Below are 14,177 nucleotides of genomic sequence, written 5' to 3' on the forward strand. Positions count from 1 at the left end.
TCGGGCCGCTACCGCGGGAGTGCTGATGCCGGGGTGCCCGATGCCACGGTGCCCGATGCCACGGTGCTCGATGCTTCGACGCGTCGCACGGCGACTCCGAGCCCGAGCACCAGGAACAACGTGCCGGCGAAGATCGTGAAGCTGAGCCCGTCGAACATCGCCATGAGAACGGCCGTCGTCGTGACGGCAGAGGCGAGCGCGCCGGCCAGCGCCCGGCCTTCGACGTCGGTGCTCCGCATCGCGGTGCGGAGGCTGCCGACGGCGCCCGACAGGAGCATCAGCAAGAAGGCGCACACGCCCAGGAGCCCAGCCTCGATCAGCATGAGTGCCCATGCGTTGTCGAAGATGTAGTACCGGGGCAGGAACGCGCCGAGCCCGGCTCCGTACCAGGGCGAGGACCATGCGAACTCGGGTACCCGGCTGAGCGCGGTGGTGCGTGACAGCGCGCTCGGGTCCTCCGCGACGCCGGTGAACGACCAGAGCGTGGTCAGGATGACGCGCGGGTAGGCGACCGTGAGCGCGCCGGCGCCGAGGACGCCCACGGTGAGGAACACCTTGCGGAACGCGCGGGGCAGGAAGGGCATCACGATGAGGAGCGCGATCACGATGCCGATGATCGCCGAGCGCGAGACGGTCAGGACGAGGAGCGCCAGGACGGCCGCCGGCGGGACGTAGCGGCGCCACGGATGCCGGACCTGCTGATGGCGCGCGAGGGCCGCGTAGGCGAGCGTGATCGGCAGGAGTGCCGTCATCGACGAGGAGAACTCCAGCGGGTGCGTCGACGTGCCGACCGCACGCAGCAGCCCGCCCTTGGTGTCCATGGTGCCGCCCCACTCGACGGCGAGCCCGGGGAGGCTCGAGACCCAGCCGACGAGCGTCGAGCCCGTGAACAGCTGCGCGTACCCCAGGGCCGCGAGGATGCTCGCCGTGATCGTCAGCCGCCGGAACACCAGCACCATCTCGGCTCGCGTCCGGATGCCGTGGGAAGCGGCCACGAGAACGCCGCCGAGCGAGGCGATCCGGACCAGCGACGTCGTGATCGATCCGACCTGGTCGGAGGGCTGGCCTCGAAGCAGGGCGGCCGCATAGCTGACGAGGATCACGACGCAGAAGGCCAGGAAGAACGTCATGACGGGAGAGCGCCGAACGGCACGGGGCCGGGTGCGAGCGTTCCAGCGGGTCAGCAGCCACCATCCCAGGAGGCCGATCCCGAAGACGGTCGACGGCTTGCCGAGCGAGCCCAGCGGCGACCACTGCAGGTTCGAGGGAATGGCGTAGAGGAGCACCATGTATGTGGTCAGCATCGCCGTCGCGGCCGTGCCGTGGGTCCGCGTGCTGACGGTCCCGCCCTCGAGCGCGGCCGCGGTGGCGGAGGCGTGGACCGCGGGCGGGGCGAGCGTGGGTGTGGTGCGGGCCGAGTCGTTCATCTCTGACTACGGATCAGCGCTTCGAAGTCGTCCCGGATGATGTTGCGGGCACCTCGCATGGCGTCGCCCTCCGTGTCCTCTCCCGCAGGTGCTTCGGCCTCGCGGGGGCCGGCGGCCGCACGCCGCGGGAGCCGTGCGGTCTTTCTCCGGGACCTGAGGATCATCGCGTCGACGAGCGCCGCCAGGACGACGGACAGGGACATCACCGCGACGCCCGTCGCGGCGAGCGCCGTCATCCTCGTGCGCTGCTTGACGGTGCCGTCGCCGTCGACATACAGCGTCTGGACGGAGATCCGTTCGCTCGACGCGATGTTGCTCTCGTCCTGCATGGCACCCAGGGTCGACGTGATTCCCGCCATGGCGCGGTCGACGCCGGCCGCGGCGGCGCCGTCGGTCGGGGCCTCCACCTGCACGCTGACGACGGGGGCGGACGTCGAGTAGTCCCTGCCGATCGTGAACTCGGCTCCGGGGAACTCGTGCTGCAGGTCGCTGATCAGGCCTTCGGCAGACGCGCGCGCGAGGATGTCGGCTGCCGTGCTGAGGCTGCCGAGGTAGAGGTAGGGGTTGGACGCCCCTTCGGGCAGCAGGTCCGCTCCCGGCATCAGCAGGAGCGACGCCGACCGTTCGTAGGTCGGCGGGACGGTGTTCCAGACGACGACGGACCCAGCGACGCTGACCACAAGCCCGATGGCGACGATGTACCAGCGTCGCAGGATGCCGCGCAAGATCTCAGTGGTGTTCATGGGTGACTCGTCTCGCTCTCGGTCGTGGACTCGTTCGCTGCGGTGAGAGGGCGTCGCCTGGCTGTGATGCGGTGGCCTGCGGAGTCGGCCGCCACGGATGCCAGGCCGCCGGCGAGAATCGCGGCGAGGCCGAGTGCCGCGCACGCCATCGCCCGCATGACGAGCGACGGCTCGACGTGCTCCACGCCCTGGGTGAACTGCTCCACCTGGACGTTCACCGTGTCCGGTGACGCTTCGTCCGATCCGGCGCTGCGCAGGTGCACGGCCTGCTGGATGCGTGCCATGAGGCCGTCCTGCTGCTGGGTGACCCACTCCTCGCTGGGTCCGACGATCTGCAGGTCGATGACGGCTCGCGTGAACCAGTTGGCCCACTGGCCGCCCACGTCGCGGATGCCGACGAGGACGCCTTGCCGCACGCCGGCGCCGTAGTACGGGGCGTCGGGTGACGAGTAGCTGGCGGGTGCGCGGCCGTTGTTGAGCTGGGTGGCGATCGCACCGGCGAACGCGATGACGTCGGGGGTGTCCGCGCCGCTGTCGGGCATCAGCGGCGGCGGCATGTTGATGCTGAACCACACGGCGGTCTTGCTGTAGTACGTCCCGCCGCCCTGCATCTGCGTGACGCCGAAGACGGCGAAGGCCGCGCAGACGAGCGCGCACACGTACCAACGGTGCCGGACGGCGTGGAGCACGGTGCGCGCGTTCATCGTGCCGTCCTGGTGATGCCGGCACCGGCGAGCTCCTCGAAGAGCCCGAGCATCCGATGGACGCGGTGCGACCAGAGGTGCGTGGACGCGGCCAGCTCGCGTGCCGCGGCGCCCATCTGCACGCGCAGGTCCGCGTTCTCGACGAGCTCGCGGATCGCCGTCGCGCAGTCGGCGCTGAGCTGCTCCGGAGACACGGCCGGGACGCGGTACGCGCAGGCGTCGGTCACGAACGACGCGGGCCCGCCCCGGTCGGTGATCACGAGGGGGAGCCCGTACGAGAGCGCCTCGAGGATGACCCCGCCACCCGGCTCGCGGTAGCTCGGGAAGACGAACACGTCCGCTCGCGTGTAGAACTCGTGCACCGTGGCCCGGGGCACCATCCCGTGGAACGTGACCCGGTCGTCGAGGCGGAGCTCCCGGACCAGTGCCTCGCACGCCGCACGGTCGTTGCCGTCGCCGAGCACGTCGAGCACGACGTCGAGGTCGCGGAGCGCCGCCATCGCACGGATCGCGTCACGCAGGCCCTTGGTCCGGATGGTGCGCCCCACGTGCAGCAGACGGATCGGCCCTTCGGGGCGCACCCCGTGCGGCGCGCGCGGCAGGTCGAGCAAGGCGACCTCGCTCATGGCCTCGAACCGCCGCAGGGCGAGCCCGTCGAGGAACTCCGCGACGTACGGGGCGATCCCGATCACGCACGCCGCGGACTCGTACGTCCGGCGGAGCGCGCGATCGTGGGTCAGGCGGAACTTGTCGAGGGCGCGGAGCCGCTGGTACCACGGCGTCGCACCCTCCTCGGCGACGAACGCCGCCGGCGAGGGCAGGCTCCCGCCGACCGGCCCGACCACGAGCGGGATGCCCAGACCGGCCGCCGGCGAGGGATAGCGCATCGCGACGGGGATCACCTGAGCGGCCACGTCGAAGCGTTCGCCCGCCGCCAGCCGCCGCCTGATCCAGCGGCGCGCACGCCAGTAGAACAGCGGGTAGCCGGGCTGCATCAGGCTGTTGAGGCGTTCGACCCGCCCCACGAGCGGGGCCTCGCTCCACTCGATGATGCGGACGCCGGGAAGCTGCCGGGACAGCGGCGTGTGCCCCCGCTTCCACGAGGTCAGCACGGTCAGGTCGGTCTCCTCGGCGAGCAGCCGCACCCACTGGTACGCGTTCCACGCCTCGCTGATGTCCTCGCCGTCGGCGGCGGGCGCGACGAGCAGCACCCGAGGCCTCGTGCCGCCGTCGGGGCGCGTGAGCGGGGCGTCGTCCGCCGGCGTGCGCCGGCTGTCCCGGTGCAGGCGGCCGACGGAGGAGGGGACGGGCACGCGGACGGGGTTGGTGTCCACGGGGCTGGTGCCCCCGGGGGCGAACGTCAGCGCGCTGTCGGCCGGCGTCGGCACGCAGTACATCCGCGGCGACGCGGGCCCCCGCGCAGCGACGCCGGAGCGAGCCGCGTGAAGAGGCGCACCAGCGGTCGCGCGTCGTCGAGACACCACTCGTGCGGTGGCGCGGCCGGCGCGCCGGTCGCCTCGGACGCGTCAAGGGTGTCGACGACGGCCGCCGCGTCCGGCGCGAGGCCCGCCTCGACGACGAGCGTGGGTGGCGCGGCGAGGCCGCCCGCGCCCGGTCCGAGGGGCACCGCCGCCTCGCCCGCGACGCCTCCCGGCGCGACGGCGTGCAGCCCGTCGGCGCGTGCGACGACGACCTGGACGCGCGGGTTGGCCGCAAACGGCGCCAGGGCGCGGACGGTCGTGGCGACGGCCTCGGCGCTGGCGGCGTCCTCAGGCAGGCGGCGCGCGTCGACCACGAGCGTTCCGCGGGCCTGCGAGACGCGCTGCGCGTCGGGGATCCGTTGCGCCCTCGGCAACGTCGGCCAGCTCGACTCGTCGGCCACCGAGAAGAGCAGGGGCCGGTAGACCGGCGAGGCGACGCGGGCGAGCTGGTGCAGGACGGTGACCGCGCGGAACGAGGCCGACGCCACCCGGCCGTGGTGCTTGCGGAAGTAGCGCACGCGGTTGACGGTGACGAGCTTGTCGAGCTCGACGGAGTGGCCGGAACCTCCGCGCTCGTGGCGGACGACGGCGGCCGGCTCGTACCAGACGGAGGCGCCGGCCTCGCGGACGCGTCGGAAGAAGTCCGTCTCCTCCGAGTAGAGGAAGAACCGCTCGTCCCAGTCGCCGACGGTGCGTGCCACCGCGGCGTCGATCAGCAGCGCCGCACCCGTCGCCCACTCGACCTCGTGCGCCGCGGCGTACTCGCGGCGGTCGAGCACCCACTCGCTCAGCGCACCCGGGCGCCGAGCGAAGTGCTCGCCGAACGCCGAGTCGCCGAGCGCGCGGAGCACCGAGGGCTCGCGCCGGAGCGAGGTGAACACCGCGCCGTCCTCGAGGTACCGGGGCACCACGACGCCGGCGCCGCTCGACGCGAGCCGCTGGCGGAGCGCGGCGATGCACCCCTCCTCGACGACGAGGTCGGGGTTGAGCACGAGGATGGCGTCGGCGTCGCCGACGTGACGCAGCGCCGCGTTGATGCCAGCGGCGTACCCGAGGTTGCCGCCGGTCTCGACCGTGACGACGTCGTCGTGGGCGCGTGCCGTCGCCGGCGTGCCGTCGGCCGAGGCGTTGTCCGCGACGACGACGCGCAGGCGCTGTGCGCCCGCCTCCCGGCGCAACGACTCCAGGAGGCGGGCGAGATCACGTGCGCTGTTGTACGTCACGACGACGACCGCGACGTCCGCGTGGTCGTCGGGGTCCACGAACCGACCGTCGGTCGCGCGCGCGGCGGGAGCGTGTGCGAGCGGTGAGTCGATCATGGAGCCCCCTTGTTTCAGCGGGCCGACGCGGCGTCGGCGTCGGCGTGCGCCGCAGGCGCACGGTCGGCGAGGTGGTGTGCCAGGCGCACGGCAAGGGCGGCGGCGAAGAACGTCGGGTTGGCCTCGCCCGCGGTGCGGAAGACGCTGCTCGACGCGATGAAGAGGTTGTCGGTGCCGTGGACACGGCAGTCCCTGTCCACCACGCCGTCGCCCGGCTCCGCGCTCATCCGCGTCGTCCCGATGCTGTGGAAGCCGTCGGTCGACTGCTCCCACGCGAAGGCGCGCACGGACGGCTCGTCGGGAGCGAGGTATTCGAGGTGCCCGAGGCCGGCCGCCTGCAGCTCCTTGTCGAGCAGGTCGTGCGCGGCCAGCAGGGAGTCGATGTCCTGCTCGACGTAGCGGTAGTCGACCCGCAGGACGGGACCGTCGTCCCGGGGACCAGGGTGATGCGGGAGTCCGGGTTCGGGACCTGCTCGCCGTGGTAGTGCAGCGCGTAGCGGCCGCCCTCGTTGCGCAGGATGAAGCCGGGCTTGCGGACGGAGGACCAGTAGCGGTGACGGAGGACGTCGAGGACGTCGATGGCCGCCCGCCACGGGCGGCGTGCGATGTTCAGCAGGTGCGCGCCGATCGCGTACGGCGGTTCGCCGATGTGCCGCAGCCGGATCCCCTCCGCGATCATGCGGCGTCCGACGGCGGGGATGCGCAGCCCGAGAAAGACCAGCGACAGGGTCGCGTTCTTGTGGTCCTGCTCGTAGAACGGAGGGTTGTCCAGGTAGAAGCTCGTGTTGAGCACGCGGTGCGCGCGCTGCGCCTCCTCCGTCAAGGTGAACCGCCGGCGGATGTAGGTGTCGTGCTCGTCCAGGACGAAGTCGAGGTCGGCTGCGCGCTTCGGGTCGTCGAGGACGATGTCCGCGATGCTGCCCGTGGCGTGCCCCATGTAGTAGCGGCCGAGCGGCCCGTCGACGCCGCCGAAGAGCTCGGGCCGGCGACGCTGCACCCCCAGCAGGAAGCGCGTGATCTCGAGCCCGCCCATCGCCAGGACGTAGGTACCGGCGGTGACGGAGAACCGCGCGCCGGCGCGCTCGACGACGAGCCCGGCCACGGACCCGTCGTCGGTGAGGTCGAGGTCGACGAGACGGGCGCCGAGGAGCGCGCTGACCAGCGGGTGGGACGTGACCCGGGCGCCCAGCCCGGGGGCGAGCACGGGCTGGCGCGTCCAGCGCTCCAGGTTCGAGATCCGGAACTCGGTGAGGCCGTCCCAGTCGGGCCGGGGCGAGGCGAACTCCGCCGCCCCGCAGTCCAGGTGCTCGGCGGCAGCCGCGTACGACGGGAGCACGTCGTCGAAGTCGATCGGCCAGCGACTGTCGGGGATGTAGTCGCGCTCCTGGAAGTCGATGGGCTCGTACGCCACGCACCGCCCGCCCCACAGCCACGACGTCCCCCCGATGCCCTGGCGTGTCGTGAGGTCGATCGGGGCGTGCCGAGCGGGGTCGACGATGTGCGTGCGGGTGCCGTGGGCGGCGGAGACGTCGCGCTTGCCCGAGGTGGCCGTACCCGCGTCGACGAGCAGCACCTTCTGCCCTGCTCGTGCGGACTCCAGCGCGAACGCGAGCCCGACGGGTCCCGCGCCCACGACACAGCAGTCGTAGTCGTTGGCGAGCGGTTCCGAGGGAGACAGGATTGTCATGAGAAGGCCTCTCGATCTTCGTTGCGGACGCGCGTCGAATCGTCGCGTTCCCAGGTGTGTGCGCCCGCTCGCCGGATCGCGCGATCCGCGAGGGCACGGCTGACGACGGTGATCGCGGCATACGCGATCGCGTCGAGCGCGGTCCGTGGCCCACGGATCGACGCGGTCAGGGCCGTGCCCCGTGAGCGGGTCTCGGCAGGGATGTGCAGCTCGAGGTAGCCGCGGCGCTGACGTGACAGGACGTTCACCAGGTCGGAGACGGTACGCGGGGTTCGCACCCGCGTGGGCGTCGTCGAGACGATCTGCTTCTCGCTCTCGGAGAACTGCGCGTCGAACCAGGAGTCGTCGGCCGTCACCGCCGGGAACGCGCCCAGGCGCCGGTGCCCTTCCTCGTTCGTGGCAAAGCTGCCGGCGCCCCAGAGCCGCAGGGGCCCCGGGATCCGGCTTCGTGCGCGGTAGTAGCCGCGGACCAGCGGTGACGCCGAGGAGATGTCGTAGGCGTGCGTCGGGCGCGCCGCGCGGACGCCGGGCCCGGTCAGCGCCGCGAAGGTCTCGAGGACGGCGGCGGGGGAGACCTCGATGTCGGCGTCGAGGTAGAGCCGGGGCCAGCGGGTCGCGATCCGGTCACCCAGGTTGAGCGCAGCGGTCTTCGAGCGCTCGGGCGTGTCCTCGACCCGGGCCCAGGGGAAGGTCCGGGCCACCTGTGCCGTGTCGTCCGAGCAGCCGTTGCACACGACGATGACCTCGACGGACGGCGAGGCCGCCAGCGGTGCCAGCGCGCGCAGGGTCCGCGCGATCACCTGCGCCTCGTTGTGGGCGGGGATGATCACAGAACCCTCGGCGGTTCCGAGCGGCGGCCGCTCGGCAGGGAAGGCGAACGCCGACGGGTCGTCGACCGCGGCGCCGTCGGCGGTGTGCGAGCGACGCACGTCTGTACGGATCATCACCGGTCCGCGGGTGGCTCGACGGGCGGGGTGCGGCGCACCGCGAGGTAGGCGCCCGGGCCGTTGACCAGGTAGCGCCGGGCGAGGCGCCGCGGTTCGAGGGCGAGTCGCCACGCCCACTCCAGCCCGTGCCGCGCCATCCAGTCCGGGCAGCGCCGGACGCGGTGCGCGAGGAAGTCGACGACCGCGCCGAACGCGAGGAAGACCTTGGCGCCGCTCAGCGCGCCGTACCGGTCGATCCACAGTTCCTGCCGCGGCTTGCCCAGGCACACGACCAGGATGTCGACGTCGGCCGCCGCGATCTCCTGGGCGAGCGCATGGGACGTGTCGGCGTCGAGCAGGTCCGCGCGCGACGGCGCCCACAGGCCGGCGATCCGCAGGTGCGGGTGGGAGACGGCGAGCGCTTGACGCAGCAGCAGGTGCGTCTCGGGCGCACCTCCGACGAACCCGACGCTCACGCCGTCGGCTGCCGCGTTGCGCAGGATCGGACCGATCAGGTCGCTGCCGGCCAGGCGCGGCCAGCGCGTGCCGGTGAGCTGCTCCGTCCGGGTCGCGATCGGTGCGCCGTCGATGAGGTGGAGCCAGTGGAGCGGTGCGCTGCGACCCTCCCGGATTCCGAACGCGCCGTGCAGGTAGCCGCCCGAGCCGAAGTAGTGCAGGTGGTCGAGGTTGACCGAGACGACCGCGAGCGGCGGCGTCGCGTCGTCGGTCGTGGACCGCTCGCGGATCGCCGTCACGGCGATCGGCTCGGAGCACAGGTCGACGGGCACGGCGCCGACCGTGATGCGCGCCGGGCGGTCGCCACGAGCAGCGACCGCCCGTTCGACGACGTGTGCTTGGGCGTTGCTCAGCGTCATGTTCCCCTCCGCTGCCGTGCATCGTTCGTCGATGCCTCACCACCTGGAACGCTAATCCCCGCTCGGGTCCGGGAACGGTGTCGTTCCGGGCGAAATGTCGAGTGGAAGGGTGAAAAGCCCGGCGGGGTCACGGCGACACGGCACCCGCCTGAGAGGGTTTCGGCGTGGACGAGGTCGAGAGTTCGCACGCCACCACGACGGCTCGGGCCCGGTGGCGCTCGTGCGGCACGCCGCTCGTGATCGCGGCCGTCGTGGCCTGCCTCGTGGCAGCGGGACCGTCGTACCTCGCACTGCCGCGCGTGCGCGCCTGGGACGCCGCGACGGTGGCCGCCGTCGGGGGCTACCAGGACGGGGTCTGGCACTGGATGCGGGGCGGTCTCGCCTACCTCGCCGGACCCTTCCTGGGCGTCGTCACCGTGCTGTCGGCGGTCCTCGTCGCGAGGCGGGACCGGCGCCAGGCGGGTGTGGTTGCCGCGGTCGCGGCGGCGGGCTACCTGGCCGTCGAGGCCGTCAAGGCCGGGGTGCTCCCGCTGCCGGGTGCGGCGGGCGGAGCGTTCGCCGTGACGCGGCTGAGCGGGCACGGCGCGTCCGCCGCCGCCGCCCTCGTGGCCGTCGTCGCGGCCGCGTCCACGCGCCGTCGCGTCGTCGCTGCGGGCGGGGTCGTGGCGCTCGTGGGCGTGGGCACCGCGGTCGTGCTCGCCCGGTGGCACCTGTTCGCCGACGGCGTGCTGGCGATGCTCATGGTGGCGGTCGTCGCGTCGGCCGCGTCGGCCGCCGTGCGTGCGGTGCGTGGCTGCGTCCGTGCGCGGAACCTGCCGGCGCGGAACCTGCCCGCGCGGAACCTGCCTACGACGACCGTGAACGTCGCCCCTCGGCCCGTGCTCGCCCCGCTCGTCATGGCCGCGCTCGGCGTCGTCGTGGTGACGGTTCTTGCGGCCGGAGCGGGCACCGGCGTCGTCACCCCGCGAGGCATCGTGGGCGTGCTCGCGGCCGGCGCGGGGATGCTGGCCGGGGCCGCGCTCGTCGTGGTGGCAGCGAGCCTGGACCTCGCGGCGGCGTGGGAGGAGCAGGCGAGCCCGGGCGAGGGGCGACGGACCACCCGGCACGTGCGGGGAGCGGCGACGCGGCCTCGCTGACGCCTGTGGCCGCCGGGCCGTGGAACGGGACTCCGCGATCCTTCCTGGCCCGGCGTACGCTGGACCGGCAGCCCGGATGCCCTGCCCAGGGGACGATCCGGGCACGTCGTCGTGCGCCTGCGAGCCCGCCGAGGCCCCGTGGCGCGGATCCCTCGACCCGGAGCGTCACTCGTGAACCTCACCGGCCTCGTCCCCGCCGTCCTCGCCGACCCCGGGGCGGCCGCCGCCCTGGAGGACGTCCGTGCGCGCGGACGCGTCGACGTCGTCGGGCCGCAGGGCGTGCGGGCGCCGCTGCTGGTCGCGGCGTCCCGGCGCCGGCCGCTCGTCGTCGTGACCGCGACGGGCCGCCAGGCCGACGAGCTCGCCTCGTCGGTGCGCGCCTACCTGCCCGACGAGGAGTCGGACGACGTCGCGGTGCTGCCGTCGTGGGAGACGCTGCCGCACGAGCGGCTCAGCCCGCGCGCCGACACCGTCGCCCGGCGCATCGCGGTGTTCCGGCGCCTGGCCCACCCGGCCGCTGCGCGCGGGCCTGCCGGGCCGATCCGCGTGCTGGTCATGCCCGTGCGCGCGCTGCTGCAGCCCGTGGTCGCGGGGCTGGGCGAGCTCGAGCCCGTCACGCTGCACGACGGCGACAGCGCCGACCTGACGACGATCGCCGAACGGCTGGTGGCGGCCGCGTACATGCGCGTCGACATGGTTGAGCGGCGCGGCGAGTTCGCGGTGCGCGGCGGCATCCTCGACGTCTTCCCGCCCACCGAGGACCACCCCCTGCGGGTCGAGTTCTGGGGTGACGAGGTCAGCGAGATCCGCTGGTTCTCGGTGGCCGACCAGCGGTCGCTCGAGATCGCGCAGCAGGGGCTGTGGGCGCCGCCGTGCCGCGAGATCCTGCTGACCGACGCCGTCCGGGCGCGCGCCGCCGCGCTGGTGGAGCGGATGCCGGGGGCGGTCGAGATGCTCGACAAGCTCGCGGCGGGCGTCGCGGTCGAGGGCATGGAGTCGCTCGGCCCGGTGCTGGTCGACGACATGGTGCCGGTGCTGGACCTGGTGCCCGACGACGCGCTCCTGGTGCTCGACGAGCCCGAGCGCGTGCGCCGCCGGGCGCACGACCTCGTGGCGACCACCGAGGAGTTCCTCGCTGCGGCCTGGACGGGGGCCGTGGCGGGCGGCGCGGCCCCGATCGACCTGTCGTCGGCCAGCTTCTCGACCCTCGCCGACGCGCGCGAGGTGGCCGCGCGCCGCGGCCTGGGCTGGTGGACGCTGTCGGCGTTCGGCCTGGACCCGCAGGCCTCGGAGGCGTCCGAACCACTGACGCACCCCGGCGCCCCGCACGCCGGCGTCCCAGAGGAATCCGCGAGCGTTCCGGAGGGGACGCACGTCGTCGCGGCGCGCGACGTCGAGGCCTACCGCGGCGACCTCGACCGCGCCCTCGCCGACGTGCGCCGCATGCAGGGCGAGGGGTGGCGGCTCGTGCTGACCACCGAGGGCCACGGTCCCGCCAAGCGCATGACCGAGCAGCTCATGGCCGCCGACTGCCCGGCGCGCCTCGTGCCCGTGCTCGACGAGCTGCCCGAGCCCGGCGTCGTCCTCGTGCTGCCCGCGCTCGTGGGCAAGGGCTTCGTCGCGCCCGACCTGCGGCTCGCCGTCTTCGCCGAGTCCGACCTCACGGGCCGTCAGGGCACCGGCACGCGCGACATGCGCAAGCTGCCCAGCCGCCGCCGCAACGTCGTCGACCCGCTTCAGCTGCGCGCCGGCGACTACGTGGTGCACGAGCAGCACGGCGTCGGCCGGTTCGTGGAGATGGTGCAGCGCACGCTCGGCGCGGGCGCGAACGCCGCGACGCGCGAGTACCTCGTGCTGGAGTACGCGAGCAGCAAGCGCGGGCAGCCCGGGGACCGGCTGTTCGTGCCGATGGACCAGCTCGACCAGGTCACCAAGTACGTGGGCGGCGAGGCGCCGAGCCTGTCCAAGATGGGCGGCGCCGACTGGAAGAACACCAAGTCGCGGGCCCGCAAGCACGTGCGTGAGATCGCGGGGGAGCTCATCCGGCTCTACAGCGCCCGCATGGCCACGCAGGGGCACGCGTTCGGCCCCGACACGCCCTGGCAGCGCGAGCTGGAGGACGCGTTCGCGTACGTCGAGACGCCCGACCAGCTCTCCACCATCGACGAGGTCAAGGCCGACATGGAGAAGCCGACGCCGATGGACCGCCTGGTGTGCGGCGACGTCGGCTACGGCAAGACGGAGATCGCCATCCGCGCCGCGTTCAAGGCGGTGCAGGACGGCAAGCAGGTCGCCGTCCTGGTCCCGACGACGCTGCTGGTGCAGCAGCACTTCGAGACGTTCTCCGAGCGGTACCAGGGGTTCCCGGTCAAGGTCGCGGCGCTGTCGCGGTTCCAGAGCGCCCGCGAGTCGGAGGCGACCCTCCAGGGCCTCAAGGACGGCACGGTCGACGTCGTCATCGGCACGCACCGGCTCATCACGGGCCAGGTGCACTTCAAGGACCTCGGGCTGGTCATCATCGACGAGGAGCAGCGGTTCGGCGTCGAGCACAAGGAGACGCTCAAGCAGCTGCGCACCAACGTGGACGTGCTGGCCATGTCCGCGACTCCCATCCCGCGCACGCTCGAGATGGCGGTGACCGGCATCCGCGAGATGTCGACCCTCCAGACGCCGCCCGAGGAGCGCCACCCGGTGCTGACCTACGTCGGCGCCTACGAGGAGCGGCAGATCGCCGCCGCCGTGCGCCGCGAGCTGCTGCGCGAGGGCCAGGTGTTCTACGTGCACAACCGGGTCGAGTCCATCGAGCGCACCGCGCAGCGCCTGCGCGAGCTCGTGCCCGAGGCCCGGGTGGGCGTCGCGCACGGCAAGATGGGTGAGAACCAGCTCGACCAGGTCATCCGCGGGTTCTGGGAGAAGGAGCTCGACGTCCTGGTGTGCACCACCATCGTCGAGACGGGCCTCGACATCTCCAACGCCAACACCCTCGTCCTCGAACGCGCCGACGTGCTGGGCCTGTCGCAGCTCCACCAGCTGCGCGGGCGCGTGGGGCGTGGGCGCGAGCGCGCCTACGCCTACTTCCTCTACCCGCCCGAGCGGCCGCTGACCGAGCAGGCGCACGACCGCCTGGCCACGATGGCCGCGCACACCGACCTCGGTGCGGGCATGCAGATCGCCATGAAGGACCTCGAGATCCGCGGCGCCGGCAACCTGCTGGGCGGCGAGCAGTCGGGGCACATCGCCGGGGTCGGGTTCGACCTGTACGTGCGCATGGTGGGGGAGGCCGTCCACGCGTTCCGCGGCGACGCCCCCGAGGAGCAGCCCGAGGTCACCATCGAGCTTCCGGTCGACGCGCACCTGCCCGAGTCGTACATCGCGACCGAGCGCCTGCGCCTGGAGGCGTACAAGAAGATCGCGGCCGCCACGGACGCGCCCCTGCTGGCCGAGGTCCGCGCGGAGCTCGTCGACAGGTACGGCGCACTGCCCGACGTCGCCAGCGCCCTCTTCGACGTCGCCGACTTCCGCAACCATGCCCGCCGTGCGGGTCTCACGGACGTCACCGCGCAGGGCAAGCACGTGCGGTTCGCGCCGGTGGACCTGCCCGAGTCGGCGCAGCTGCGGCTCAAGCGCCTGTACCCGGGCACCGTCCTCAAGCCCGCGATCCGCGCGTTCCTCGTGCCGTTCCCGACGACGGCGCGCATCGGCGGGCAGCCCCTGCGCGGTGCCGAGGTGCTGGCGTGGGCGCGGCAGCTCGTGGACGCCGTCGTGCTGGGCGAGGTGAGCGCGGCGGCGTCGGTGGGTACGGCGCGGTAGCGGGGGAGCGGTAGGGGTCCGTCCGCGGCGGGTGCCACCTGAGACACGCCGGGGAGGGCACGGAGACCT

The 14,177-nt window shown here is 73.2% G+C and carries 10 protein-coding genes; 2 read left to right on the forward strand and 8 right to left on the reverse strand.

Annotated elements, in window-relative coordinates:
- Positions 1-8: 8 nt before the first annotated feature.
- The 8 genes from ET495_RS00080 to ET495_RS00115 are packed head-to-tail and all read right to left on the reverse strand — an operon-like array spanning position 9 to position 9,162.
- Entirely contained in the window at positions 9-1,427 is a 1,419-nt protein-coding gene (locus ET495_RS00080; protein ID WP_129201637.1) for an O-antigen ligase family protein, read from the reverse strand.
- On the reverse strand, positions 1,424-2,170 hold the full coding sequence (locus ET495_RS00085; RefSeq protein ID WP_129201639.1) for a hypothetical protein: 747 nt from the start codon (positions 2,168-2,170) through the stop codon (positions 1,424-1,426). The genes ET495_RS00080 and ET495_RS00085 overlap by 4 nt, the downstream gene beginning before the upstream one ends.
- Positions 2,167-2,874 (reverse strand): hypothetical protein, encoded by a 708-nt coding sequence (locus ET495_RS00090; RefSeq protein ID WP_129201641.1) that lies wholly within the window; start codon positions 2,872-2,874, stop codon positions 2,167-2,169. The genes ET495_RS00085 and ET495_RS00090 overlap by 4 nt, the downstream gene beginning before the upstream one ends.
- Positions 2,871-4,262 (reverse strand): glycosyltransferase, encoded by a 1,392-nt coding sequence (locus tag ET495_RS00095; RefSeq protein ID WP_245993189.1) that lies wholly within the window; start codon positions 4,260-4,262, stop codon positions 2,871-2,873. Before ET495_RS00095 ends, ET495_RS00090 begins: the two co-directional genes overlap by 4 nt.
- Positions 4,235-5,674 carry a glycosyltransferase family 2 protein gene (locus ET495_RS00100; protein ID WP_129201644.1) on the reverse strand — a complete coding sequence of 480 codons (1,440 nt, stop codon included), beginning with the start codon at positions 5,672-5,674 and terminating at the stop codon, positions 4,235-4,237. Before ET495_RS00100 ends, ET495_RS00095 begins: the two co-directional genes overlap by 28 nt.
- 14 nt (positions 5,675-5,688) lie before the next feature.
- Entirely contained in the window at positions 5,689-7,458 is a 1,770-nt protein-coding gene (locus ET495_RS00105; RefSeq protein WP_245993530.1) for a GMC family oxidoreductase, read from the reverse strand.
- Complete coding sequence (locus tag ET495_RS00110) at positions 7,358-8,305, reverse strand: glycosyltransferase family 2 protein (RefSeq protein ID WP_129201646.1); 948 nt, start codon at positions 8,303-8,305, stop codon at positions 7,358-7,360. Before ET495_RS00110 ends, ET495_RS00105 begins: the two co-directional genes overlap by 101 nt.
- Positions 8,305-9,162 carry a WecB/TagA/CpsF family glycosyltransferase gene (locus ET495_RS00115; RefSeq protein ID WP_129201648.1) on the reverse strand — a complete coding sequence of 286 codons (858 nt, stop codon included), beginning with the start codon at positions 9,160-9,162 and terminating at the stop codon, positions 8,305-8,307. Before ET495_RS00115 ends, ET495_RS00110 begins: the two co-directional genes overlap by 1 nt.
- A gap of 164 nt (positions 9,163-9,326) precedes the next feature.
- Between ET495_RS00115 and ET495_RS17450 the strand changes: the two genes are divergently transcribed.
- Positions 9,327-10,298, forward strand: coding sequence for a hypothetical protein (locus tag ET495_RS17450; protein ID WP_162616313.1), 972 nt, complete (start codon positions 9,327-9,329; stop codon positions 10,296-10,298).
- Positions 10,299-10,469: 171 nt separating this feature from the next.
- The gene (gene mfd, locus ET495_RS00125; RefSeq protein WP_129201650.1) at positions 10,470-14,108 is read left to right on the forward strand and encodes a transcription-repair coupling factor; all 3,639 of its coding nucleotides are present in this window, start codon (positions 10,470-10,472) and stop codon (positions 14,106-14,108) included.
- The last annotated feature ends 69 nt before the right edge of the window (positions 14,109-14,177 follow it).

The organism is Xylanimonas allomyrinae (assembly GCF_004135345.1).
Classification (GTDB): domain Bacteria; phylum Actinomycetota; class Actinomycetes; order Actinomycetales; family Cellulomonadaceae; genus Xylanimonas; species Xylanimonas allomyrinae.